Origin of the sequence: Pseudomonas sp. LPB4.O (assembly GCF_038383825.1) — a bacterium.
In the GTDB taxonomy this organism is placed as follows: domain Bacteria; phylum Pseudomonadota; class Gammaproteobacteria; order Pseudomonadales; family Pseudomonadaceae; genus Aquipseudomonas; species Aquipseudomonas putida.
The window spans coordinates 4,277,705-4,301,610 of sequence record NZ_CP151298.1; the positions used below are offsets into that span (position 1 = coordinate 4,277,705).

Genomic DNA, 23,906 nt, shown 5'->3' on the forward strand with positions numbered 1-23,906 from the left:
CAAGCCCGCGAAGGGCCGCAAAGCGGCCCCAATATCAGTGGCTCAATTGCTCAAGCGCCTTGTTCAACGCCAGTACATTGACCACCGGTGGGCCGATCAATGGGTGGAGGGTGGCCTCTTCCTGCAAGGCTTGCAAGCGCTCCACCGGCAGTTTCCGCGCCGCCGCCACACGTGGGATCTGATAGGCAACGCCCTCCGGTGGCAGGTGTGGGTCGAGGCCGCTGCCCGAGGTGGTCAGCAACGCCTGCGGCACCGGCCCCTGCTGCACCTGATACAGCGCAGCCGCCTCCCCCTTGACCCGCTCGGCCAGCGCCGGGTTGCTTGGCGAAAGGTTGCTGGCACCGCTGGCCACCGTGGCGTAAGCGCCTGCCGACGGCCGTGCATGGAACCAGCCATCACCCTTGAATTCCTGGGCGATCAGTGCCGAGCCGCGCACCTGGCCCTGGTCATCCCGCACCAGGCTGCCATTGGCCTGGTCCGGAAAAACAACCTGGGCGATGCCGGTCACTGCCAGCGGATACAGTGCGCCGGTCACCAGCGTCATCAACAGGGCCAGGCTCAACGCCGGGCGTACATAAGCATTCATGGCGGCCTCCTCAGACCAGGTTCAGGGCATTGAGCAGCAGGTCGATCAGCTTGATCCCGGCAAACGGCACCACAATGCCGCCCAGCCCGTAGATCAGCAGGTTGCGCCGCAACAGGTGCGCCGCACTGGCCGCCTGCACCCGCACACCACGCAGCGCCAGCGGGATCAGCACGATGATGATCAGCGCGTTGAACACGATGGCCGACAGGATCGCGCTCTGTGGGCTGGCCAGGTGCATCAGGTTGAGTACGCCCAGCTGCGGGTAGATGGCCGCAAACAGTGCCGGCAGGATGGCGAAGTACTTGGCCACGTCGTTGGCAATGGAGAACGTGGTCAACGCACCGCGGGTCACCAGCAACTCCTTGCCGACCTGTACTACATCCAGCAGCTTGGTCGGGTCGCTGTCCAGGTCGACCATGTTGGCCGCCTCGCGCGCAGCCTGGGTGCCGTCGTTCATGGCCATGCCCACGTCGGCCTGGGCCAGTGCCGGGGCGTCGTTGGCGCCGTCGCCGCACATGGCCACCAGGCGACCGTCGTTCTGTTCCTGGCGAATGCGCGCCAGCTTCTTCTCGGGCGTGGCCTCGGCCAGTACGTCATCCACCCCCGCTTCGGCGGCGATGGCAGCGGCAGTCAACGGGTTGTCGCCGGTCACCATGACCGTGCGGATGCCCAGCTTGCGCAGTTCGGCGAAGCGCTCGCGGATGCCGGGTTTGACCACGTCTTTGAGGTGGATCACGCCAAGCAGGCGCTTGTCGATACACACCAGCAGCGGTGTGCCGCCACTCTGGGCAATACGTTCCACTTCGCGGGCCAGCGCCGGGGGCATTTCCAGGCGTTGCATGCCGACGAACGCCAGCACGGCATCTACCGCGCCCTTGCGGTAGCGGTGCTGCTGGTAGTCGATGCCCGACAGGCGCGTTTCGGCGCTGAAGGCCACGGCTTCGAACTGACCGGCGGGAGGCTCGACGAAGTCGTGCAACTGGCGCAGGTACTCGACAATCGACTTACCCTCGGCGGTATCGTCAGCCAGCGAGGCCAGCAAGGCGCCCTCCCCCAGTTCCTTGGCAGCGATGCCTGGTGCTGCATGCAGCGCGCTGCAGCGGCGGTTGCCGAAGGTGATCGTACCGGTCTTGTCGAGCATCAGCGTATGCACGTCACCGGCGGCTTCCACTGCACGGCCCGAACGGGCAATGACGTTCAGCCGCACCAGCCGGTCCATGCCAGCGATGCCGATGGCCGACAGCAGCCCGCCGATGGTGGTGGGAATCAGCGTCACCAGCAACGCAGCCAGGAAAATCAGCGGCAGGCTGCCCCCCACGAAGTGGGCGAACGGCTGCAAGGTCACCACCACGATCAGGAAGATCAGGGTCAGGCCGATCAGCAGGATGTCGAGGGCGATCTCGTTGGGGGTCTTCTGTCGCTTGGCACCTTCGACCAGGGCAATCATGCGGTCCAGGGTCGACTCGCCCGGGTTGCTGGTAATGCGGATCAGCAGCCAGTCGGAGACCAGCCGCGTATTGCCGGTGACCGCCGAGCGGTCGCCGCCGGACTCACGGATCACCGGTGCAGACTCGCCGGTAATGGCGGCCTCGTTGACCGCCGCGATACCTTCAAGCACCTCGCCGTCACCGGGGATCATCTCGCCCGCTACCACGCGCACCACGTCGTCCTTGCGCAGCGCGCTGGCAGCAACCGTCTCGTAACTGCCATCACGCTGGCGACGCTGGGCAGTCAGGCCTTGGCTACCGGCCTTGAGGCTGTCGGCGCGGGCCTTGCCACGGCCTTCGGCGAGGGCTTCGGCGAAGTTGGCGAATAGCACGGTAAACCACAGCCACAGGGCGATTTGCACGGCAACACCCGTGCTCACGCCGTTACCGGGGGCGAAGCACAGCACGGTGGTGAGCACTGCGGTCAGGGCCACCACCAGCATCACCGGCGAGCGTTTGAGCTGGCGCGGGTCGAGTTTTACAAACGCCTGCACCAGCGCCGGGCGCCACAGCGCGGCGAAGCGGGTCTGGTCCTTGGCAGTGTGCCGGGTATTCACTTCAGGAATGGGCATGTTCATGATCGGTCCTCAAAAACCCAGGCTCAGGTGTTCGGCAATTGGCCCAAGGGCCAGGGTCGGCAGGAAGGTCAGGCCGCCGACCAGCAGGATGGTCACCAGCAGCAGGCCGGTGAACAGCGGGCCGTGGGTGGGGAAGCTGTTCTGCCCCTGTGGCGCGCTTTTCTTCGCCGCCAGGCTGCCGGCCAAGGCCAGGATCGGCAGGATGTAGCCAAAGCGGCCGATGAGCATGGCCAGGCCGATCATCAGGTTGTGGTACACCGTGTTGGCGCCAAAACCGGCGAACGCCGAACCGTTGTTGGCCGTGCCCGAGGTATAGGCGTACAGCAGCTGGCTGAAACCGTGCGCCCCCGGGTTGCTGATTGCCCCTGCCGGGCCTGGCAGGCTGGCAGCAATGGCGCCAAGCACCAGCACGCCGACCGGCATCACCAGCAGGGTCGCCACCAGCAACTGCACCTCACGGGCCTGCAGTTTCTTGCCCAGGTATTCCGGGGTGCGGCCAATCATCAGCCCGGCCAGGAACACCGCGATCAGGACGAACAGCAGCATGCCGTAGAGGCCCGCGCCGACGCCGCCGAAGATCACCTCGCCGACCATCATGTTGACCATCGCCACCATGCCGGTCAGCGGGTTCAGGCTGTCGTGCATGGCGTTGACCGAGCCGTTCGAGGCGGCGGTGGTAGTGACCGTCCACAGCACCGAACCGGTGGTGCCGAAGCGGCTTTCCTTGCCCTCCAGGGGCGCGGTCTGCTGCACCTGCGGGCTCTGCAGCGCCGGGTTGGGTTGATGCTCGGACCACAACGCCGTGCTGCCACCGATCAGGAACAGGGCAAGCATGCAGGCGAGGATGGCGCGGCTCTGGCGCAGGTCCTTCACGTAGTGGCCGAAGGTGAACACCAAGGCCACCGGAATGAGGATGATCGAAGCCACCTCGAACAGGTTGCTCCAGGCGGTGGGGTTTTCGAACGGGTGCGCCGAGTTGACGCCGAAGAAGCCGCCACCATTGGTACCCAATTGCTTGATAGCGATCTGACTGGCAGCCGGCCCCAGTGGAATGGTCTGGTCAGCACCTTGCAAGGTCAGCGCATGGACGTAGTCGGCAAAGGTCTGTGGCACACCCTGCCATACCAGCAACAGCGCCAGCAGCAAGCACAGCGGCAGCAAGCAGTAGAGGGTGGCACGGGTCATGTCGACCCAGAAGTTGCCCAGTGTCGACGCGCTGCGCCGGGCAATGCCACGGCACAACGCCACCAGCACGGCCAGGCCGGTGGCAGCACTGACAAAGTTCTGCACGGTCAGGCCGAGCATCTGGCTCAGGTAACTGACCGACGCTTCACCGCTGTAGGCCTGCCAGTTGGTGTTGGTCACGAAACTGACGGCGGTATTGAACGCCAGCGACCATTCTTGGCCTGGCAGGTGCTGCGGGTTGAGCGGCAGGTAGCCCTGCAATAACAGCACGGCGAACAGCAGCAGGAACCCGACCAGGTTGAAGGCCAGCAGGGCCAGGGTGTACTGCCGCCAGTTCTGCTCCTGGCTGGCGTTCACCCCCGCCAGCCGGTAGCAAGCTTGCTCGACCGGGCCGAGTAGCGGCGACAGCCAGGTGCGCTGGCCTTCCATGACCTTGAAGTAGAACCGCCCAAGCCAGGGTGCCGGTAGCAGCACGATGGCAAAGAACGCCAGGAGCAAGGCGAAATCGTAACTGTGCATGGTCGCTCCCTAGCTGCGATCGGCGCGCAACAGCGCCACCAGCAGATAAAACGCCAAGGCCACTGCCAGCAGCAGTGACAGCCCGTCGAGCATGTTCATGAGTGGTTCTCCCCGTGTTACGGCTTGGGCCGCTTTGGGGAAATTGTCTTAGGGAGGGGCGTAAAGGGGCGAGATCTGGGGATGGGGTGAGGTATAAAGAATGCGTAAAGATCAGCACTTTGGGCTGCCTGTGCTGGCCTCTTCGCGGGTGAATCCACAGGTACGACACAGGTCTTGAAGACTGTGCAGTACCTGTGGGAGCGGGCGTGCCCGCGAAGAGGCCGTTACAGGCTTACTGCTGGGGCGGCTGCTGTGCGGCGTTACGGCTCCAGTCCAGCAGCAGGCTGTAACCGACCGCCAGCAAGGTCGGCCCGATGAACAGGCCAATGAAGCCAAAGGCAAGCAAGCCACCGAATACACCCAGCAGCACGATCACCAGCGGCAGGTTGCCGCCACGGCTGATCAGGTAGGGCTTGAGCACGTTGTCCACGCCACTGATGACGAAGGTGCCCCAGATACCCAGGAACACCGCCATGCCGTATTCGCCCTTCCACACCAGCCAGGCAGTGGCCGGGATCCAGGCCAGTGGCGGGCCCATGGGGATCAGGCTGAGCATGAAGGTCACCAGGCCCAGCACGATCGCCCCGGGCACCCCGGCGATCAGGAAGCCGATCAGCGCCAGCAGGGCCTGCGCGGCCGCCGTGCCGATCACCCCGTTGACCACCCGCTGCACAGTACCGGCTACCAGCTCCAGGTAATACTCAGCGCGCTCGCCAATCAAACGGTGCAGCAAGCGCAACACAAATGCCGCCAGGCGTGGCCCGTCGCGGTAGAAGAAGAACACGAACACCAGGCTCAGGGTCAGTTCCAGCACGCCGCTGCCGATCTGCGCGCTGCGCGCCAGCAACCAGTTGCCCACCTGCCCGAAGTAGGGCTTGGCCGAGGCCACCAAGGCCGCGCCCTGCTGGTCCAGCGATTGCCACCCGTTGACCAGGCGCTCGCCCACGAATGGAATGCCACCCAGCCAGGCCGGCGCGTCGGGCAGGCCGTCGACCTGCACGTCACGCACAAACGCCGTGGCATCGCGAATATGATCGGCCATGTTGAACCCCAGCCACACCAGCGGCAGTGCCACGATCAGGATCCAGGCCGTGGTCAGCAGGCTCGCCGCCAGGGTTTCACGCCCGCCCAGCACACGTGTCAGCAAGCGCATCAGCGGCCAACTGGCAAAAGCCAGGATAGCCCCCCACAGCAATGCAGAAATGAACGGCGCCATCACCCAAAGGCCGGCACCCAGCAAGGCCAGCAGCAGAATCTGGATCAGCAGGCGGTCATTGTTAACCATGGTGGCGCTCGTTCAACGGATCAATTCAAGGTGCAGGCCATTGGTGGGTGCGCTACCGACTTCAAGGCGGCCATTACGCACCCCGGCCTTGACCAGCGCCTCGCGCCAGGCTTCGGCTTGGGCGCCACTGAGGCTGGCGCGCAAGGTGCTGTCGAGGTTCAGGCTGCGGGCCAGCAGGTTCACCCAGGTGTCTTGCGGCGCAGCAAGGTCAGGGTAGTCGAGCTTGCCGGTGTCGCGCATTTCGCGCATCACCGTGGCGGCAGTAGGCAGCAGCTCGCCCAGCGGGCTGGCGGCGACGAACTCCTCCACATGCAGGTAGGCGCGGCGGTTGCCACGGGTAACGCTGTACAGCGCGACCAGCGTGTCGGCCTCCTCAGCCGAGCGGCGTAGCAGGATGAACGCCTGCTGCTCGTCACCACCGTTGAGGCGGGCGTTGGCGAACACATCGTTGCCCCACAGGCTGGCCTCGCCGCAATCGCGGCCCTGGCACCAGAACAACGGGTAACCACCCTCGCGCTGCAGTGCTTCGCGGGCACTGGTGAAGGCTTCACGGGCCGTACGTTCGACCGGCAGTTCGTAGGTTACCGAGCTGACCTGGCCACGGCTCTCGACCTTGTTTTCGACCCGCAGGCGGCCGCTGATCTTGCGCAGCGGGCCCATGGGGTAGACGCGCTCTTGCTCCACGGCCGGACGCTGGTCAACGACCTTTGCGTCCACCGGCACCGGCAGGCTGCCGGCCCACAACCCAGGGCTGGCCAGCGCCAGGCAGGCGGCGACAGCAGTACGGATGGCAACAGGCGCGCTCATTGGCGAACCAGGCGGCGCGCGGCGCCGAAGTGAAGCTCCAGGATGTCTGGCAGTTGCATGGTTGTCTCCCTGTTCAACCCGCCAAGCCTCGACACTTGTCCGGTGCAAGTCAAGCAAAGCCAAAGAAGCGATTGATACAGTCTGCGACAAGGGCCGCGCCCTGCTCATCATTCAGGTGCAGGTGATGACCACCGGGCAGCGTCACCTGCTCAAAGGGTAGCTTCTCCAGCAACGCGGCGTGGCGCGCCAGCATGCCGTCGGCGGCCACCACCAACAGCGCCGGGCAACTCACCCGGCGCACATGGGCCATGGCCTGGGTTTCACTCAGGCGCACCGGCGATGGCAGGGTGAGGCGGCTGTCACTGCGCCAGCTGTAGCCACCGGGTACCGGCATCAGGCCACGTTGCGCCAGCAATTCTGCAGCCTCGCGGCTGACCGCGACCACGCCTTTCATCCGCGCATGTACGCCTTCTTCCAGCGTTGCGTACACCGACTTGCGTTTGCCATCCAGCCGCAGCTGGGCTTGCAGTGCCATCCCCAAGCGCTCGCCTGCGTCCTGCTCGGCCCCGGTCGGCGGGATGACGCCGTCGATCAACGCCAGGTGGCTGACCCGGTCGGGCAAGGCGCCGGCCAGTTGTACCGAAATGATTGCGCCCAGCGAGTGGCCCAACAGGGCGAAACGCTGCCAACCCAGCTGCTCGGCAACCCGCAGCACGTCGTGGGCGTAGTCGGCCAGGGCATAGCCGGCACCAGGCGGACGGTGTTCCGAGTAACCGTGCCCGGCCAGGTCCAGGGCGACGATGCGCAGGCCCTTCAGTTGCGGCGCCAGGCGAGCGTAACTGTTGGCGTTATCCAGCCAGCCATGCAGGGCAATTACCGGCAGCCCGTCCTCGGGGCCGAACAGGTGTGCCGCCAGTTCGATATGGCCCAGGCTCAGGCGCACTTCCTGCACCTGCGCGCTCATGCCTGGCTCCAGCGGTCGAACAGGCCCTTGATCAGGCTGGCGGTGTCGGTCGGGCGCTCCAGCGGGAACATGTGGCCGCCGGGCACACTGTGATATTCGCCTTTGGGCATGCCGCGCACCGCCAGGGTGTGGTGACGGCGAATGACGTTGCTGCGCTCGCCGCGCACCATGGCCAGCGGCACCTGCAACTGCCGCGCAGGCGCGGGGCTGGTGTGCGGGATGCTGCGGTAGATACTGATTTCGGTAGCCGGATCGAAGCGCAGTTGCAGCCCCTGCTCCATCGCCTGCAGGCCATGTTCTACATAGGCTTCGAGGCAGTCGGGGTCAAAATGGCGAAACAGTGACTTGCCAGCAAAATAGTCCCGGGCACTGTCGCGGTCATTGAAAACTTCGCGGCGCCCCAAGGTGCGGCCGGCCGGGGTAATGCGGTCAATGAAACCGAAACGCTTGGCGGTGCGCAGCAGCCACTGGTCGGCACGGGTGAGCACCGGCGAGTCGAGCATCACCACCCCGCGGTAGTACTCGGGGCGACGCAAGGCAGCATGCAGGTGCAACACCCCCCCCAGCGAATGCCCGACACCCCAGATGGGCTGGTCCTGCTGCGCCAGGTGATGCAGCAGCTCATCGACCAGGCTCTGCCAGTTGTCGTCTACCGGAAAGCGCGGATCGTGGCCATGCTGGGCCAGGTGCTGCACCTGGTAGTCCGGCGCCAGGGCAGCGAACAGCTTGCCATACGTGGCCGAAGGGAAACCGTTGGCATGAGCGAAGAAGATCTGCTGCGACATGGCGCCTGGTCCGGACGGAAGATGATGGCTCATTGTCGGCATCGGGGCGCGATTCAGCAACATTCGGAAAGGTCATCGGCGAGGGCTATCAGGTCACGCCGAGCGGTCGAAGCTGGCCAGAGACCGGCGCAAGCAGGCCTGCATGTAGGCCAACTGGCTTTCCAGCGCCTCACGGGCCAGGCGCTGGTCCTGAAAGTCGAGTTGCAGACGGCGCAAGGCAAGGCAACTTGTTTGTAGCAGGTGGGAGACTCGCAGGCAGGCTTCCTGCAGCGTGCGCAGGTCTCGCTCGCTTTGCTGCCTGGTGGCGGGCTCCAGGTTGCCGTTGCGGCTGACCTTGTGCAGCAGCTGGTAGAGCTTGGCGTCGGCCGAGTCGCGCAGCAGGCTGTACTGGGCAAAATCCAGCGTAACGCCTTGCCCCACCTTGTCTACGGTGGGTTGCAGGTCCAGGGAACTCAAAAGCTCCCGCATCTCACCGCTCATCCGCTGCTCCCTCCCTGATTGCTTTGAGGCAACGCTAGCAAGAGGCCATCAAGTGCGGCAACTGACAAAAATACCAGTTGCCTTATCGATTTGCCGAGGAATCACACCGGTGGGTTGATCGCCAGCAGGGTCATCAACCCAGCCAGCGGCCAATCTCCTTCCAGCTCCGCCAGGCTGGCGGTGCTCATGGCGGCTGGTTGCTGTTGGTGACCATGCTCCAGCGCACCGATCAAATTCCCCACCAGCGGCTGGTGGCTGACCAGCAGTACATGCTCCAGGCCCAGGCGCTCGATTTCGCCAATGACCTGCTGCACATCGCTCTCTGGCGTCAACCAGGGCACGGTACGCACCGGTTCCCTGAGACCCAGCGTGTCATGCACCAGCGCCGCCGTTTGCTGGGCGCGCACGTAGGGGCTGGCGATAATCGCCTGCAGCGGCTGCCCCAGCAGGCGGGCAGCGCTGTGCAGCACCTGCTCGCGACCATGGCCGGTCAGGCGGCGCTCGGCGTCGGTATTGGCCCGCGGCTCCGCCTCACCGTGGCGCAGCACCCACAGCTTCACAGCTTGGGTTCCTCGTCCCGCACCGGGTGCGGGGCCGGTGCCACGGCATGCGGCGCCTCGCCTTCCGGGGCACGCGGTGCTGGCCAGTCGGCAAATGGCCAGGGCTTCTGCTCAGTGTGGAAGCTGCCATAGCGGCCGATCTGCGCCAGGTACTGGCTCAGGCTGTCGCCGAAGTTCATCAGGCTGGCGCTGGGCGCGCCATACACTAGTCGGTAGATGAGTTGCACCAGCACCAGGCCGCCGAGCAGCAATTCGGCCAGTTGCCAGACCACCAGGAACACCAGCATCCACAGCACCCGCAGGATGATCGACTCGCGCTGGGCGCGTTCGGGCGTATCGTTCATGTGTTGCTCCTTGCTCGTGTCAGAGCCGCCAAGGGCTCAGTTGAAACCGCTGATGGAAATGAAATCGACATCGGTCTTGGGCTCGGCGCGCATCAGGTGCTCGATCACCTGGTTCAGTGTGCGGCCTTCGAACAGGATGGCATGCAGGCCCGCCACCAGCGGCATGTACACCTGTACCTCCTGCGCCTTGGCCTTGAGCACCTTGAGGGTGTTGACGCCTTCGGCCACCTCGCCCAGGCGGCTGACAGCCTCTTCCAGGCTCAACCCCTGGCCCAGCGCATGGCCCACCTGGTAGTTGCGGCTCTTGGGCGAGGAGCAGGTGACGATCAGGTCACCGACACCGGCCAGGCCAAGGAAGGTCATGGGGTTGGCACCCTGGCTGACGGCGAAGCGGGTCATCTCGGCCAGGGCCCGGGTAATCAGCATGCTCTTGGTGTTTTCGCCCATGCCCAAGGCTACGGCCATGCCAGCGATAATGGCGTAGACGTTTTTCAGCGCCCCACCCAGTTCGACGCCGAAGCGGTCGGCGCTGGCGTAGACACGAAAGGTACGCCCGTGCAGTACAGCCTGCACTTGCTGGCAGAGTTGTTCGTCCTCGCTGGCGACCACTGTGGCGGTCAGCGCATGTTCGGCGATCTCGCGGGCCAGGTTGGGGCCCGACAGCACCCCGATGCGGGCGTCAGGGGCGATCTCTTCAAGGATCTGGCTCATCAGCTTGAAGCTCTGCGCCTCGATACCCTTGGTCAGGCTGACCAGGCCCTTGCCCCGCAACAGCTCGGCGTGGGGCGCCAGCACACTGCGCAAGGCACTTGATGGCAGGGCGACGAAGATCAACTCGCCGGCCTGCAAGGTGGCCAGCAGATCGTTGACCGGCTCCACGCCATCCTGCAGGCGGATGCCCTTGAGGTAGCGCGGATTCTCGCGATTGACGCGCATGGCCTCGGCCTGCGCCGGGTCGCGCATCCATTGGCGCACCGGCACACCGTTTTCCGCCAGCAGGTTCGCCACGGCGGTGCCGAAGCTGCCGCCGCCCAGAACTGCAACAGGTTGCTGTTCAGTCATATCCAATCCGTTAAAGCCAAAAGTTAAGTGGCGACCCCGCCATTATACGGCTCACCTGCTACAGAACCAGTGTCAGTACTGGCCTCGTCGCGGGCAAGGCCGCTCCCACAGATACAGCACAGCGTTCAGCCGCTGTGAAAACGGGCTCATCCGGGAAAGGGCCAGAACAGCCGACGCAGATCACTGGAAAATACGCCAAGGTCAGTTACCATGCCTGTTTCAATCCTGATACAAGGCTGCCCCGTGTTCCCTGGCTCGCCCCCGTTCCCGCGCCTGCTGATACTGACTGCCCTGCTCGGTGGCCCGGCCATGGCCGACGACCTGTTCATCGACAATAGCGACCTGCCGCAGGTTCTGACCGCCACGCGCCTGAAACAATCCCCGGCGGCAGTCCCGGGCAGCATGACCGTGCTCGACAGCGAGCTGATCCGCGCCAGCGGCGCCCGCGACATCCCCGAACTGCTGCGCCTGGTACCGGGCATGATGATCGGCTACGGCGCCGGCAACCAGCCGACGGTCAACTACCACGGCAGCAACGCCAGCGAAGCGCGGCGCATGCAGGTGCTGATCGATGGCCGCTCGGTGTACCGGGCTGGCCTGGCCACGGTGGACTGGAGCGATATCCCCCTGGCCATGGAAGACATCGAGCGCATCGAGGTGTTCCGCGGCCCCAACACGGTCAGCTACGGTGCCAATGCGCTGATGGCGGTGGTCAACATCCTCACCCGCAACCCCGCCGACAGCCATGGCACACGATTGAAAGTGACCCGCGGCGAGGACGGCATCAACGACTTCTATGCCAGCCACGGCTTCGGCTGGGATGGCGGCGACATGCGCCTGTCGTTGTCGGGCCAGCAGGACGACGGCTTCGACCACGATCAGTTCGGCCAGGACTACCGGGACAGCCGCCGGCTGACCCGCTTCAACCTCAGTGCCAGCCACAACCTGGCGGTCGACCAGACCCTGGAATGGCAACTGGCGGCAAAAGAAGGCAGCAACCAGCGGCCCTATACCTACCAGCCGGTATTCCCCTACGTTACCCAGCGCGGCGACAATGCCGACGTCAATGCCAAGGACTACGCAGGGTCGGTGCGCTGGAACATCGACTTCAATCCCGACCACAGCCTGTATGTGCAAGGTTCGGCACAGCATTTCGACCGCCAACAGGTCTGGCGGGCCTGTGATGCCGCACTGTCGTTCAGCCCCGAACTGACCCGGCTGTGGCAGATGAACCCCAATTACGCCGAGCTGGTCGCACGCGGCGCCAACAACCCGCCACCCAGCAGCAACCCGGCAGAACAAGCGCTGGTCGATACCATCAAGGATCAGTGGAACAACAAGGGCGGCAGCAGCGTGGTCTGCGGCGATGTCGACCAGAGCACCCGCGAAACCCGCTACGACCTGGAAATCCAGGACACCCTGAGCCTGACCGACAGCCTGCGCCTGCTCAGCGGCATGAACTACCGCTATGACCGTGCCGACTCGCAGACCTACTTCAACGGCAGCATCGACGACCAGACCTGGCGCGTGTTCGGCCAGCTGGAATGGCGCGCCGACGAGCACTGGATCTTGCAGGGTGGGGCGATGTTCGAAGACTCGCGCCTGTCGGGCAGCTCGCTGACCCCGCGCGTTGCGGTCAACTACCTGATCACCCCGCGCCACGGCCTGCGTGCAGTGTATTCCGAGGCGGTGCGCTCGCCCGACATGTTCGAGAACAACATCAACTGGAGCTACACGGTCAAGAACCTCAGCCCCAATGCGTTCGGCCAGCAGCACGGTGAGTACTTCGTCAAGACCCGCGGCCCGGGCGACCTGGACCAAGAGCGCATGCGCTCGCGCGAACTGGGCTACAACGGCTACTTCAGCGACATCGACCTGAGCCTGGATGTGAAGCTGTTCTACGACGAGATCACCGGCATGATCAGCGAGCCCCTGAAGAACAACCAGTACGTCGCCAGCAACGCGAACAAGGCCCGGTTCAGCGGCAGCGAGACGCAACTGGACTGGCGCCCCACCCTGCGTGACCGCCTGCGCCTGACCTATGCCTATGTCGATGCCTGGGCCAGCAACCCCGACGACCGCCGCCTCACCGCCCGCAACAGCGGCTCGGTCGGTTGGATGCGCGAATGGGGCGATGGCTGGTCGAGTGCGCTGTTCTACTACGGTGACGATGCGCTCAACCAGTACCGCTACGAGCGTCTGGACCTGCGCCTGGCCAAGCGCCTTCGGGTGCAGGGCAGCAACCTGGAGCTGGCGGCGCTGTGGCAGCAACGCCTGGACGACGAGCCGACCACGACCGTGCAGAACCGCTACGACAGCCGCCACCGCCTCAGCTTCAGCGCGGAGCTGGCGTTCTGATGGCCGTGGTGCTGCGCCTGTTGCTGCTGTGTCTGTGGCCCCTGGGGCCGTTGTCCGCCAGCGAAATTCTGCTGGTAGGCGCGCAAGACCAGCCCGGCATCCGCAGCTTCGTCGCCGCACTCGAAAACCGTCGGCCGCACGATCATGTGCATTTCCAGACCACCGCTGACCTGCCACGCCCTGGCCAGCTCAAGACCGACCAGCGCCTGATTCTGCTCGACAGTGCTGCCCTGGAGTGGCGCCTGGGTGAAAACGCCGGCCCGCCAGCCCTGGCCATGCGAATAAGCCGGGTGCAGGCTGAACAGCGCCTGGGAAAGTCGCGCCCGGCGTTTCTCACCTTGCTGTGGAGCGACCCGCCGTTGGGCCGGCAACTGCGCCTGGCGCGCTACCTGCTGCCACAGGCCCAGCGCATTGGTGTGCTGTACGGCGAGCACAGTGGTTTCCTGCTCGAAGAGCTGCGCCATGCTGCCCGCCCGCTGGGCCTGGAAATCATTGCCCAGGACTGGCCCGACCTGCGTGACAGCCGGCCCCTGCAGCACCTGCTGGGTAACAGCGATGTGCTGCTGGGCCTGGATGACCCGGACCTGTACAACTCCAAGACTGCGAAGAACCTGTTGCTGAGCAGTTATGGCCGGCAGATGGCGCTGATCGGCCCGAACGCCGGCTTTGTTCGCGCCGGCGCCCTGGCCAGTACCTACAGCGACCAGGAGGACTGGCTGGCAGTACTTGACCAGTTGCTCGACCAGCCTCCGGGGCGCTGGCCGCGCAGCCTGTATCCGGCCCGTTTCGGCGTCAGTGGCAACCAGCAGGTGGCGCGCGCCCTGGGCCTGCAACCGATCGATCCGTCCGCCGCCGCCAAGGCCCTGGCCGAAGGAGAGCCCACCCCATGAGCAAAGGCCTGAGCTGGGACATCCACACCCGCACGCAAATCATAAGCCTTGGCCCTGCCCTGCTACTGACCTTGCTGCTGATCAGCTTCTTCACCTTCGTGCGCATCCAGGACCTGCGCCAGGAGCTGAACCATACCGGGCAGCTGATCGCCAACCAATTGGCCCCGGCCTCGGAGTACGGGGTGATCTCGGGCAACAACGAGGTGCTCGAAGGCCTGATGCGCGCCACCCTCAGCATCCCGCACGTGCGCTTCCTCGAGGTGCAGGACAGCCGCAACCACATCCTTGTGTACGTCGAGCAGTCCGACGAAAGCGCCAACCGCGCGCAGCGCGTAGAGGTGTTCCAGGCGCCCATACGCTTGCAGCAAATCCGCCTGGACAGCGACTTCCTGCAGCAGGGCAAGGCCGCCACACCCGCGATCGGCGATGACTACCTGGGCCGGGTGATCGTCGGCATGTCCGATGACGCCTTCAGCCAACGCCAACAGGAAATCGTGATCAAGGCCGGCATCCTGGCGCTGTTCGCCTTGCTGTTCACCTTCTTGCTGGCGCGCCGCCTGGCCCTGAGCCTGGCCAAGCCGATCAGCGACATGGGCCATGCGGTCAAGGCCATACAGCAGGGCCAGTACAACACCCCGCTGCCCGTGGTCGATGATAGCGAGCTGGGCCACCTGGCCCGCCATATCAACAACCTGGCCAACGCCCTGGAGCAGGCCAGCGATGAACAGAAGCAGGCCATTGCCGAGCTGATCCAGGCCCGCGAGGAAGCCGAGCAAGCCAACCGAGCCAAATCGGACTTCCTGGCGATGATGAGTCACGAGCTGCGCACCCCGATGAATGGCGTGCTGGGCATGCTGCAGCTGCTGGAAACCACGCAGCTAAGTACCGAACAGGCCGACTACACCGCAGTGGCCAGCGAATCCACCGGGCATTTGCTGAAAGTCATCAACGATATCCTCGACTTCTCGCGCATCGAACGCGCTGCGCTTCAGCTGGAACACATCAATTTCAACCTGGGTGAGCTGATTACCAGCTGCGTCCTGTCGTTCCAGCACAGTGCCCAGCAGCGTGGCCTTGGCTTGCACCTGCAACTGCCGGCCGACATCGAGCAGTTGCAAGTGAACGGCGACCCCACGCGCATCCGCCAGATCCTGCTGAACCTGGTCGGTAACGCACTGAAGTTCACCGAACGCGGCCAGGTTCAGGTCGAAGCACGCTGGCAGGTGCTCGACCGGCAGTTGATCTGGCTCACCTGCAGTGTGCGCGACACGGGTATCGGCATCGACAGCGACCGCCTGGAAATGATGTTCGTGGCCTTCCAGCAGGCCGACAGCTCGATCTCCCGCCGTTATGGCGGCACCGGGCTGGGCCTGTCGATCGCCCGCACCCTGGCCGAACGCATGGGCGGCAAGCTGCGCGGTGAAAGCCGCGAAGGCCTGGGTTCTACATTTACCCTGGAGATGCCGCTGGCCCTGGCCAGCCCTCCCCCCAGCCGACCGGCGTTGCCAACGCACGCGAAAACGACGGCGCCCGGCAGTGATCAGGTGCTGCTGGTAGAGGACAATCCGGTCAACCAGAGCGTCATCGAAGCCATGCTGCGCAGCCTGGGCCTGGCGGTATGCACAGCCGAAGATGGACTTGAGGCCGTCGACCTGGTCAGCCGCCAGCGCTTTGCCGCCGTGCTGATGGACTGTCGGCTGCCGCACCTGGACGGCTATGAAGCCACCCGGCGTATCCGCCAATTGCCCAACGGCACCGGGTTACCGATCATCGCCCTGACTGCCAATGCGATGCAGGGTGACCGCGAGCGTTGCATGGCCGCTGGCATGGACGACTACCTGAGCAAACCCTTGCGCCGTACCGAGCTGCAGCAGGTGCTGGAACGCTGGTTACCCGGTCAGACAACCGCGACTGGCGATAAATGCTAAAGTGCGGCAGTCTTAAACACTGGACAGGACCATCATCGGACCTGAAAATAGACGTTTCAGTGCACACCTGTACTTCTTTCACCGGGTGCACTGTGACTTTCACCACAACGCAATAGTCTACCTGTAGGCTGCCGTCTTGAACGCGATGCGTATCAGGCCGGCCGGGAAGATTCATCCCCTGCCGCAGGGGGTTATTGAGGAGCTCGCATGACCAAACAACACGCCTTTACTCGGGAAGACCTGCTGCGCTGCAGTCGCGGTGAGCTGTTCGGCCCAGGTAATGCGCAACTGCCCGCGCCGAACATGCTGATGGTCGATCGCATCACCCATATCAGCGAAGAAGGCGGCAAGTACGGCAAAGGTGAATTGGTCGCCGAGCTGGATATCAACCCGGACCTGTGGTTCTTCGCCTGCCACTTCGAAGGCGATCCGGTCATGCCGGGCTGCCTGGGCCTCGATGCCATGTGGCAGCTGGTAGGCTTCTTCCTCGGCTGGCAAGGCCTGCCGGGCCGCGGCCGCGCCCTGGGCTCGGGCGAGGTGAAATTCTTCGGCCAGGTACTGCCAGAGGCCAAGAAAGTCACCTACAACATTCAGATCAAGCGTGTCCTGAAGGGCAAGCTGAACATGGCCATCGCCGATGGCTCGGTCAGCGTCGACGGCCGTGAGATCTACACTGCCGAAGGCCTGCGGGTCGGCGTGTTCACTTCCACTGACAATTTCTAAGGGTTATTCGCATGCGCCGCGTCGTTATCACTGGTCTGGGCATCGTATCGTGCCTGGGCAATGACAAAGCTACCGTCACCGAAAACCTGCGTAAAAGCCGTCCGGGTATCCGTTTCAACCCGGAATACAAGGAAATGGGGCTGCGCAGCCAGGTTTCCGGGTCCATCGACCTCAACCTCGAAGAACTGATCGACCGCAAGGTATACCGCTTCGTCGGCCACGCCGCGGCGTACGCTTACCTGGCGATGCAGGACGCGATCAAGGACGCAGGCCTGACCGAAGAGCAGGTTTCCAACCCGCGTACCGGGCTGGTAGCTGGCTCCGGCGGTGCCTCGACCCTGAACCAGATGGAAGCGCTGGACACCCTGCGCGAGAAAGGCGTCAAGCGCGTCGGCCCATACCGCGTTACCCGCACCATGGGCAGCACCGTTTCGGCGTGCCTGGCCACCCCGTTCAAGATCAAGGGCCTGAACTACTCGATCTCGTCGGCATGCGCCACCTCGGCACACTGCATCGGTACCGCCCTGGAGCAGATCCAGTGGGGCAAGCAAGACATCGTCTTCGCCGGTGGCGGTGAAGAAGAACACTGGAGCCAGTCGTTCCTGTTCGATGCCATGGGCGCCCTGTCGACCAAGCGCAACGAAACCCCGGAACTGGCCTCGCGTGCCTACGATAACGACCGTGATGGCTTCGTCATTGCTGGCGGTGGCGGCATGGTTGTCGTCGAAGAGCTGGAACATGCTTTGGCCCGTGGCGCCAAGATCTACGCCGAAATCGTTGGCTACGGTGCTACTTCCGATGGCTACGACATGGTTGCCCCGAGCGGCGAAGGCGCCATCCGCTGCATGCAGCAGGCACTGTCCACCGTCGACACCCCGATCGACTACCTGAACACCCACGGCACCTCGACCCCGGTCGGTGACGTTGCCGAGATCAAGGGCGTTCGCGCGGTATTCGGCGACAAGGCACCGAAGATCAGCTCGACCAAGAGCCTGTCGGGTCACTCGCTGGGCGCCGCTGGCGTGCACGAGGCGATCTATTGCCTGCTGATGATGGAAAACAACTTCATCGCCGGCTCCGCCAACATCGACGAACTGGACCCGGAGGTCGCCGACCTGCCGATCCTGCGCAAAACCGAAGAAAACGCCAAGATCGATACGGTCATGAGCAACAGCTTCGGCTTCGGCGGCACCAACGCCACCCTGGTGCTCAAGCGCTGGGAAGGCAAGTAAGACGCTGATGCGGTAATCGAAAACGCCCCGACTGGTTCGGGGCGTTTTCATTTGTAGCCTGTGCCGGCGATAGGGCCAGTACAGGCAACCCCCTATTTTTGCCTGGGCAGCACGGCCAGAAAGTTATCGCGGGCCACTTTGTTCGCTACATTCTCAGGCAAAGCATCCAGAAACGGCCTGAACCCGTGCATCTGTTCCCCCAGGCTGCCAAACCGCCCCACCACATCCGACCCCAGCATGAACCGCTCCGGGTATTTCTCGACCAATGCCACCCAGGCCTTGCGCGGCACGCCCTTGTCATCCAGCAGATAGGGCTGCAGCACACTCCACGACAGGTCGACATACAGGTTCGGGTAATCCTCCAGCAACCGCGTCAGCACCGGGAGCAAAAAGTCCATCTGCGTCTGGTGCCGGTGGATCTCCATGCTGCTGCCGGCGTGCGCCCAGATGAACCGCGTGTGCGGGTGATTGCGCAGCGGCTCTTCGATCTCAGCCAGGTACAGCGGGTTACGCTCGCGTTTTGAAGTGATATTGGAATGCAGCAGTACCGGCAGGTCCCGCTCGGCCGCCAGATGGTAAATGCGCGTCATGGCTTCGTTGTTGGCGCGCGGCGTGTCGCCACTGGTCAGCGCTGTCAGGTCATCGTGACGGGTGAAAACCTCGCCGATTCCCTCCCACAGCCCCGGGTACATATCGAGCATGCGTTCGATATGGCTGACAGCGTTCTTGTCCACCGGGTTGAAACCAGTCAGGAACGGATGAAAGCGTTTCCGCTGCTCAATCGGCAACTGCTGCAGGGCGGCCGCCACGTAGGTATCGGTGGCGCTGTACCAATAGGCATCGGCATCGTCACCGGCGTAATAACGCGGGCGCTTGGGCTCGTCTTCATGCCATTTCTTGGCCACCGGTATGCCGGAAATCATCGACTGCTCGATGCCTGCGGCATCCATGGCCTTTAGCAACGCCGGCATGCCTTCGCTCTCCTGGAAGAAGTCGACGTAGTGCAGGTGGGCATCGCTGTAGCGGTAGTCGCGTGCCTGTGCCGCCTGGCACAGCCAGCCAGACAACAACACGCAGGCCAGCGCTCGGGCAATCATGGGCAGCTTCCTTCTACGGGTATGGAAACAGTAGACCGGCCGGCAAACGATACGGTTCAGCCGCACCAGGCAAACCGCTATGCTTGAGGCATTTCCACCGCGCCTGGAGCCCACCGCATGAGCAGCCCCCTGATCATCCGCCCACGTGCCGAATCGGTCGAGGGCCAGCCGATCCTGCGCCCGCTGCCGGCAGCACAGTGCCGTAGCGTCGGCCCGTTCGTGTTCTTCGACCATATGCTCGAAACCGACTATGCCCCGGGGCATGGCATGGACATCCGCCAGCACCCGCACATCGGCCTTTCAACCCTGACCTACCTGTTCGAGGGGGCGATCCTGCACAAGGACAGCCTCGGCTCAGAGCAGCGGGTGCTCCCCGGCGATGTCAGCTGGATGACGGCTGGCAGCGGCGTGGCCCATGTCGAGCGTACGCCGGCAGATGCCCTGGCCCATGGTTCGCGCCTGCACGGCTTGCAAGTGTGGCTGGCTTCGCCGCGCGCGCACGAACAAGGCCCGGCGAGCTACAGCCACCACCCGGCGGCGAGCCTGCCGGTGAGTGACCACCTGGGGGTACGCATCTGCATGATTGCTGGCACCGGGTTCTGCCTGGAGTCACCGGTGCCGGTGCTCTCCCCCACCCTTTATGCGCACGTACAGATGCAACCGGCGACGACGCTGCTGATACCGGCTGAACACGAGCAGCGGGCGCTTTACCTGCTGGATGGCGAGTTGCTGCTGGACGATGAGGATGTGGAGCCTTGCAGCCTGGTGGTACTGCCGGAGGGCGAGGACGTGACGCTGTATGCGGACGCAGAGTGCCAGTTGGTACTGATTGGCGGGGAGCCACTGGATGGGCCGCGGCGAATGAACTGGAATTTCGTGGCAAGCGACCCGGAACTGATCGAGCAAGCCAGGGCACGGTGGGCTGCGGGGGATTGGCCGGTGGTACCGGGGGAAACTTCAAGGATCGAGTTGCCCCGGTAATTTCGGGGCTGCTGTGCAGCCCATCGCCGGCAAGCCAGCTCCCACAAAGAGCGGCGTACGCTGTACCACTGGGAGCTGGCTTGCCGGCGATGGGGCGCAAGGCGCCCCCTGCTATATCAGCGCTGGAACACTTCTGTCAGCAGGTTGTGCATCGCACGGAAAGCCCGTTCCGAGGTGCGGCGGTCATACTGCATCTTGCCCGGTACATTGGCATTCGGGTCGGTAAACGAGTGCACCGCCCCGCCATAGCTCAGCAACTGCCAGTCAACCTTGGCCGCGTTCATCTCGTCCTCGAACGCCGGCAACTGCTCCTTCGGCACCAGTGGGTCCGACGCGCCGTGCAACACCAGCACCGAACCCTTGATGTGCTTGGCATCTTCCGGGTTCGGGGTATCCAGCGTGCCATGGAACGACACCGCAGCCTTCAGGTCGGCGCCAGTACGTGCCAGCTCCAGGGCGCAGCAACCGCCAAAGCAGAAGCCGAAGGTTGCCACCTTGCCAGGCTCCAGCAGTGCCTTGGACTGCGCCAGCAGCTGCTCCAGCGCCCCCTTCATGCGCTTGCGCAGCTCGCTGCGGTCGTTCTTCAACGGCATCATCGCCGCCCCCGCCTCGTCGGCATTGGACGGCCGCACCGATTGCCCATACAGGTCGGCAATCAGCACCACGTATCCCTTCTCGGCCACTTCCTTGGCAATGCGCTCGGCACCTTCGCCAATACCCATCCAGTTCGGCGCCATGACAAGCCCCGGGCGCCCCAGCGCGCCGGGCTCGTATACAAGGCGGCTTTCATAGGTCTTGCCAGACAGGTGATAAACCAGCGATTCGACGATTACCTTGCTCATCAAGCACTCCTTAAGGCTTCACCATGAGAAAAGCCCGCCGAAGCGGGCTTTCCTTTGCATCAACTCAAGCAGACAGCTCGACCAGCAGCTTGTTCAGGCGACGAACGTAAGCCGCCGGGTCCTTCAGGCTATCACCGGCCGCCAGCGCCGCCTGATCGAACAGGATGTGCGACAGCTCGGCGAAGCGGTCTTCGCTTTGCTCGTTGTCGAGCTTCTCGATCAGCGGGTGGGTCGGGTTGAATTCGAAGATCGGCTTGGACTCCGGCACCTTCTGCCCGCTGGCCTCGAGGATCTGGCGCATCTGCAGGCCCAGGTCCTGCTCGCCGATGGCGAGGATCGCCGGCGAGTCGGTCAGGCGGTGGGACACACGCACTTCAGCGACGCTGTCACCCAGCGCCCCTTTCAGACGCTCGACCAGGCCTTCCTTGTCCTTGGCGACTTCTTCCTGGGCCTTCTTGTCTTCTTCGGAGTCCAGCTTGCCCAGGTCGAGGTCGCCGCGGGCGACGTCGACGAAGGCCTTGCCGTCGAACTCGTTGAGGTAGCTCATCAGCCACTCGTCGATGCGGTCGGTCAGCAGCAGCACTTCGATGCCTTTCTTGCGGAAGACTTCCAGGTGCGGGCTGTTCTTGACCTGCGCGTACGACTCGCCGGTGAGGAAGTAGATCTTGTCCTGGCCTTCTTTGGCGCGGGCTAGGTAATCCGCCAAGGCAACGCTCTGCTCGCCGCTGTCGTCGTGGGTGGAGGCGAAGCGCAGCAGGCCGGCAATCTTCTCTTTGTTGGCGAAGTCTTCGGCCGGGCCTTCCTTCAGCACCTGGCCGAAGTTTTTCCAGAAGCCCTTGTATTGTTCAGGCTCGTTCTTCGCCAGTTTATCCAGCATGTCCAGCACGCGCTTGGTCAGCGCGGTCTTCATCGAATCGATGATCGGGTCTTTCTGCAGGATCTCGCGAGAAACGTTCAGCGACAGGTCGTTGGAGTCGACCACACCTTTGATGAAGCGCAGGTACAGCGGCAGGAACGACTCGGCCTGGTCCATGATGAACACGCGCTGCACGTAAAGCTTAAGGCCGCGCGGTGCTTCGCGCTGGTACAGGTCGAACGGTGCGCGAGCCGGCACATACAACAGCGAGTTGTATTCGAGCTTGCCTTCGACCTTGTTGTGGCTCCAAGCCAGCGGGTTTTCGAAGTCATGGCCGATGTGCTTGTAGAACTCCTGGTATTCCTCGTCCTTGATCTCGGTACGCGGACGGGTCCACAGGGCGCTGGCACGGTTGACGGTTTCCCACTCTTCGGCTGGCTGCTCTTCGCCTTCAGCGGCAACCTGCTCCTTCGGCAGCTGGATAGGCAGGGCGATGTGGTCGGAGTACTTCTTGACCACGTTGCGCAGGCGCCAGCCATCGGCGAACTCTTTCTCTTCCTGCTTCAGGTGCAGGACGATGCGGGTACCGCGCTGTGGCTTGTCGATGGTGGCGACTTCAAATTCGCCCTCGCCTTTCGACGACCAGTGCACGCCTTCGGCAGCAGGCTGACCGGCGCGACGGCTGTACACGTCGACCTTGTCGGCCACGATGAACGCGGAGTAGAAGCCCACGCCGAACTGACCGATCAGGTGCGAGTCCTTCTTCTGGTCACCGGTGAGGTTCTTCATGAAGTCGGCGGTGCCGGACTTGGCGATGGTGCCAAGGTGAGCGATGACGTCTTCGCGGCTCATGCCGATGCCGTTGTCCTCAAGGGTAACGGTACCGGCATCCTTGTCGAAGCTCAGGCGAATTTTCAGCTCATCGCCACCTTCAAGCAGCTCTGGCTTGGCCAGGGCTTCGAAACGCAGTTTGTCCACGGCGTCGGAGGCGTTGGAAATCAGCTCCCGCAGGAAGATTTCCTTGTTCGAGTACAGCGAATGAATCATGAGGTGCAGCAGTTGCTTCACCTCGGTCTGGAAGCCCAGCGTTTCCTTTTGTGTTTCCACAGTCATGGTCTTCGAAACTCCGATCTGATTGCAGTGGCGCCTGGCGGCCGGTTGGGCCTGCGTTAATGGCGGATGTCATTCAGATGGGGGCTGCCCGGATGATTTCAAGGGCTTTTCCGGCTCGATCTTGAAATGCGCACGGGCGGTGGCAATTGGCGCCTGCCTGTCGCCCTGCCAGGCAGTAATAGCCACATTGGTCACCCGGCGGCCCTGGCGCCACAGCTGGCATTGGGCGTAGGTATCGCGAAAGTGCCCGGCGCGCAGGTAGTCGATGGAAAAATCGATCACCTTCGGGATACTCGCGCTTTCGCTGTAGATCAGCAGGTACAGCGCGGCGGACAGCTCCATGAAACCCGCAATCACGCCACCATGGATGGCGGGCAGCAACGGGTTGCCGATGTTGTCGGGGTTGGCTGGGAGGCGGAACAGAAGGTCATCGCCCTGGCGCTCGCATTCGATGCCAATCAGCCCTGCGTAGGGAATCAGTGCCAGCAATGGCCGGTAATCACCGACCGCGTGGGCGGCGTTGAGTTGCTGGCGAACCGCGTACGGAATCATGCGCCGCCCTCCTTCAGGTTATTGCCGAACCGGATACCGCCCTTGATCTCCTGGCCCAGGCGCATGAAGGTCCCCACCACCTGGCAGATCGGCTGGTCGGGGTCGTCCTGGTAGGCGGTGCCACGGGTGAAGATCACGTCGCGGGTAACCCGGTAGCACTGGGCGTGGCCGTAGATGTCCTTGCCGGCTTCGGCCGGGTGCATGTAGTCGATGCGCAGATCCAGTGTCGGGCACACCTCGAAGCGCGGCAGCACGCACAGGGTGGCCATGCCGCAGGTGGTATCCATCAGCGTGGTCAGCGCCCCTCCATGTACCGCGCCCGTTTGCGGGTTGCCGACAATGGCCGGCGACCAGGGCAATACCAGGGTCATGCCATTGCCATCGGCCTGGGCCACACGCATGTTCAGCAACTGGCAATGTCTAAGGGCCGAGAGAAAACGCTCGGCCATGGCCATCAAGGTTGAATCGCTCATTCGCTGTTTCCACCCGCACTGCCGCAGCGGCATAAAAATGTTAAAAAGTCTATATAGAACGGTGCGTTATATATCTGTAGTCTTCGCGGAACTTATTCCGCGTAGTTGCACTCGAAGGAA

Annotated in this window: 23 protein-coding genes; 6 read left to right on the plus strand and 17 right to left on the minus strand. The window is 63.7% G+C overall.

What is annotated here, in order from left to right; genetic code table 11:
* Positions 1-34: 34 nt before the first annotated feature.
* The 12 genes from kdpC to MRBLPB4O_RS19475 all read right to left on the minus strand — a co-directional run bounded on the left by kdpC (position 35) and on the right by MRBLPB4O_RS19475 (position 10,741).
* On the minus strand, positions 35-586 hold the full coding sequence (gene kdpC, locus MRBLPB4O_RS19420; RefSeq protein ID WP_341796319.1) for a potassium-transporting ATPase subunit KdpC: 552 nt from the start codon (positions 584-586) through the stop codon (positions 35-37).
* 10 nt (positions 587-596) lie between these two features.
* Positions 597-2,651 (minus strand): potassium-transporting ATPase subunit KdpB, encoded by a 2,055-nt coding sequence (gene kdpB / locus MRBLPB4O_RS19425; RefSeq protein ID WP_138737537.1) that lies wholly within the window; start codon positions 2,649-2,651, stop codon positions 597-599.
* Between the two features lie 9 nt (positions 2,652-2,660).
* Entirely contained in the window at positions 2,661-4,355 is a 1,695-nt protein-coding gene (gene kdpA / locus MRBLPB4O_RS19430) for a potassium-transporting ATPase subunit KdpA (protein WP_341796320.1), read from the minus strand.
* A gap of 9 nt (positions 4,356-4,364) precedes the next feature.
* Positions 4,365-4,454, minus strand: a complete 90-nt coding sequence (gene kdpF, locus MRBLPB4O_RS19435; RefSeq protein WP_003251485.1) for a K(+)-transporting ATPase subunit F — start codon at positions 4,452-4,454, stop codon at positions 4,365-4,367.
* 232 nt (positions 4,455-4,686) lie between these two features.
* Complete coding sequence (locus MRBLPB4O_RS19440; protein WP_341796321.1) at positions 4,687-5,739, minus strand: AI-2E family transporter; 1,053 nt, start codon at positions 5,737-5,739, stop codon at positions 4,687-4,689.
* A 12-nt stretch (positions 5,740-5,751) separates the two neighbouring features.
* Positions 5,752-6,546 carry a DUF4892 domain-containing protein gene (locus MRBLPB4O_RS19445; RefSeq protein ID WP_341796322.1) on the minus strand — a complete coding sequence of 265 codons (795 nt, stop codon included), beginning with the start codon at positions 6,544-6,546 and terminating at the stop codon, positions 5,752-5,754.
* A 109-nt stretch (positions 6,547-6,655) separates the two neighbouring features.
* Positions 6,656-7,510 carry an alpha/beta hydrolase gene (locus MRBLPB4O_RS19450; protein WP_341796323.1) on the minus strand — a complete coding sequence of 285 codons (855 nt, stop codon included), beginning with the start codon at positions 7,508-7,510 and terminating at the stop codon, positions 6,656-6,658.
* Positions 7,507-8,295: an alpha/beta hydrolase gene (locus tag MRBLPB4O_RS19455; RefSeq protein WP_043200066.1), complete on the minus strand. Its 789-nt coding sequence runs from the start codon at positions 8,293-8,295 to the stop codon at positions 7,507-7,509. The genes MRBLPB4O_RS19450 and MRBLPB4O_RS19455 overlap by 4 nt, the downstream gene beginning before the upstream one ends.
* 93 nt (positions 8,296-8,388) lie before the next feature.
* Positions 8,389-8,775: a hypothetical protein gene (locus MRBLPB4O_RS19460; protein WP_341796324.1), complete on the minus strand. Its 387-nt coding sequence runs from the start codon at positions 8,773-8,775 to the stop codon at positions 8,389-8,391.
* A 101-nt stretch (positions 8,776-8,876) separates the two neighbouring features.
* Positions 8,877-9,335 (minus strand): phosphohistidine phosphatase SixA, encoded by a 459-nt coding sequence (gene sixA, locus MRBLPB4O_RS19465; protein ID WP_341796325.1) that lies wholly within the window; start codon positions 9,333-9,335, stop codon positions 8,877-8,879.
* Positions 9,332-9,679, minus strand: a complete 348-nt coding sequence (locus tag MRBLPB4O_RS19470) for a DUF4389 domain-containing protein (protein ID WP_016498711.1) — start codon at positions 9,677-9,679, stop codon at positions 9,332-9,334. The genes sixA and MRBLPB4O_RS19470 overlap by 4 nt, the downstream gene beginning before the upstream one ends.
* A gap of 36 nt (positions 9,680-9,715) precedes the next feature.
* Positions 9,716-10,741, minus strand: a complete 1,026-nt coding sequence (locus tag MRBLPB4O_RS19475) for an NAD(P)H-dependent glycerol-3-phosphate dehydrogenase (RefSeq protein ID WP_341796326.1) — start codon at positions 10,739-10,741, stop codon at positions 9,716-9,718.
* Between the two features lie 210 nt (positions 10,742-10,951).
* On the opposite strand from MRBLPB4O_RS19475, the gene MRBLPB4O_RS19480 reads away from it, so the two are divergent.
* The 5 genes from MRBLPB4O_RS19480 (at position 10,952) to fabB (ending at position 17,872) form a co-directional block, all read left to right on the plus strand.
* Entirely contained in the window at positions 10,952-13,099 is a 2,148-nt protein-coding gene (locus MRBLPB4O_RS19480) for a TonB-dependent receptor (RefSeq protein WP_341796327.1), read from the plus strand.
* Positions 13,099-13,989 (plus strand): ABC transporter substrate-binding protein, encoded by an 891-nt coding sequence (locus tag MRBLPB4O_RS19485; RefSeq protein WP_341796328.1) that lies wholly within the window; start codon positions 13,099-13,101, stop codon positions 13,987-13,989. The genes MRBLPB4O_RS19480 and MRBLPB4O_RS19485 overlap by 1 nt, the downstream gene beginning before the upstream one ends.
* Positions 13,986-15,917: an ATP-binding protein gene (locus tag MRBLPB4O_RS19490; protein ID WP_341796329.1), complete on the plus strand. Its 1,932-nt coding sequence runs from the start codon at positions 13,986-13,988 to the stop codon at positions 15,915-15,917. The genes MRBLPB4O_RS19485 and MRBLPB4O_RS19490 overlap by 4 nt, the downstream gene beginning before the upstream one ends.
* 207 nt (positions 15,918-16,124) lie before the next feature.
* Entirely contained in the window at positions 16,125-16,640 is a 516-nt protein-coding gene (gene fabA / locus MRBLPB4O_RS19495; protein ID WP_016498706.1) for a 3-hydroxyacyl-[acyl-carrier-protein] dehydratase FabA, read from the plus strand.
* A gap of 11 nt (positions 16,641-16,651) precedes the next feature.
* Positions 16,652-17,872, plus strand: a complete 1,221-nt coding sequence (gene fabB / locus MRBLPB4O_RS19500) for a beta-ketoacyl-ACP synthase I (RefSeq protein WP_341796330.1) — start codon at positions 16,652-16,654, stop codon at positions 17,870-17,872.
* A 92-nt stretch (positions 17,873-17,964) separates the two neighbouring features.
* On the opposite strand, the gene MRBLPB4O_RS19505 is transcribed toward fabB, so the two are convergent.
* Positions 17,965-18,969, minus strand: coding sequence for an amidohydrolase family protein (locus MRBLPB4O_RS19505; protein ID WP_341796331.1), 1,005 nt, complete (start codon positions 18,967-18,969; stop codon positions 17,965-17,967).
* A 117-nt stretch (positions 18,970-19,086) separates the two neighbouring features.
* On the opposite strand from MRBLPB4O_RS19505, the gene MRBLPB4O_RS19510 reads away from it, so the two are divergent.
* Complete coding sequence (locus MRBLPB4O_RS19510; RefSeq protein ID WP_341796332.1) at positions 19,087-19,950, plus strand: pirin family protein; 864 nt, start codon at positions 19,087-19,089, stop codon at positions 19,948-19,950.
* Between the two features lie 116 nt (positions 19,951-20,066).
* On the opposite strand, the gene MRBLPB4O_RS19515 is transcribed toward MRBLPB4O_RS19510, so the two are convergent.
* The 4 genes from MRBLPB4O_RS19515 to MRBLPB4O_RS19530 form a co-directional block, all read right to left on the minus strand.
* The gene (locus tag MRBLPB4O_RS19515) at positions 20,067-20,792 is read right to left on the minus strand and encodes a dienelactone hydrolase family protein (protein ID WP_341796333.1); all 726 of its coding nucleotides are present in this window, start codon (positions 20,790-20,792) and stop codon (positions 20,067-20,069) included.
* Positions 20,793-20,856: 64 nt separating this feature from the next.
* Entirely contained in the window at positions 20,857-22,761 is a 1,905-nt protein-coding gene (gene htpG / locus MRBLPB4O_RS19520; protein ID WP_341796334.1) for a molecular chaperone HtpG, read from the minus strand.
* Between the two features lie 69 nt (positions 22,762-22,830).
* Positions 22,831-23,313: a PaaI family thioesterase gene (locus MRBLPB4O_RS19525; protein ID WP_016498700.1), complete on the minus strand. Its 483-nt coding sequence runs from the start codon at positions 23,311-23,313 to the stop codon at positions 22,831-22,833.
* A complete protein-coding gene (locus MRBLPB4O_RS19530; protein WP_341796335.1) occupies positions 23,310-23,786 on the minus strand; it encodes a PaaI family thioesterase in 477 nt (158 codons plus the stop codon). Before MRBLPB4O_RS19530 ends, MRBLPB4O_RS19525 begins: the two co-directional genes overlap by 4 nt.
* Positions 23,787-23,906: the final 120 nt, after the last annotated feature.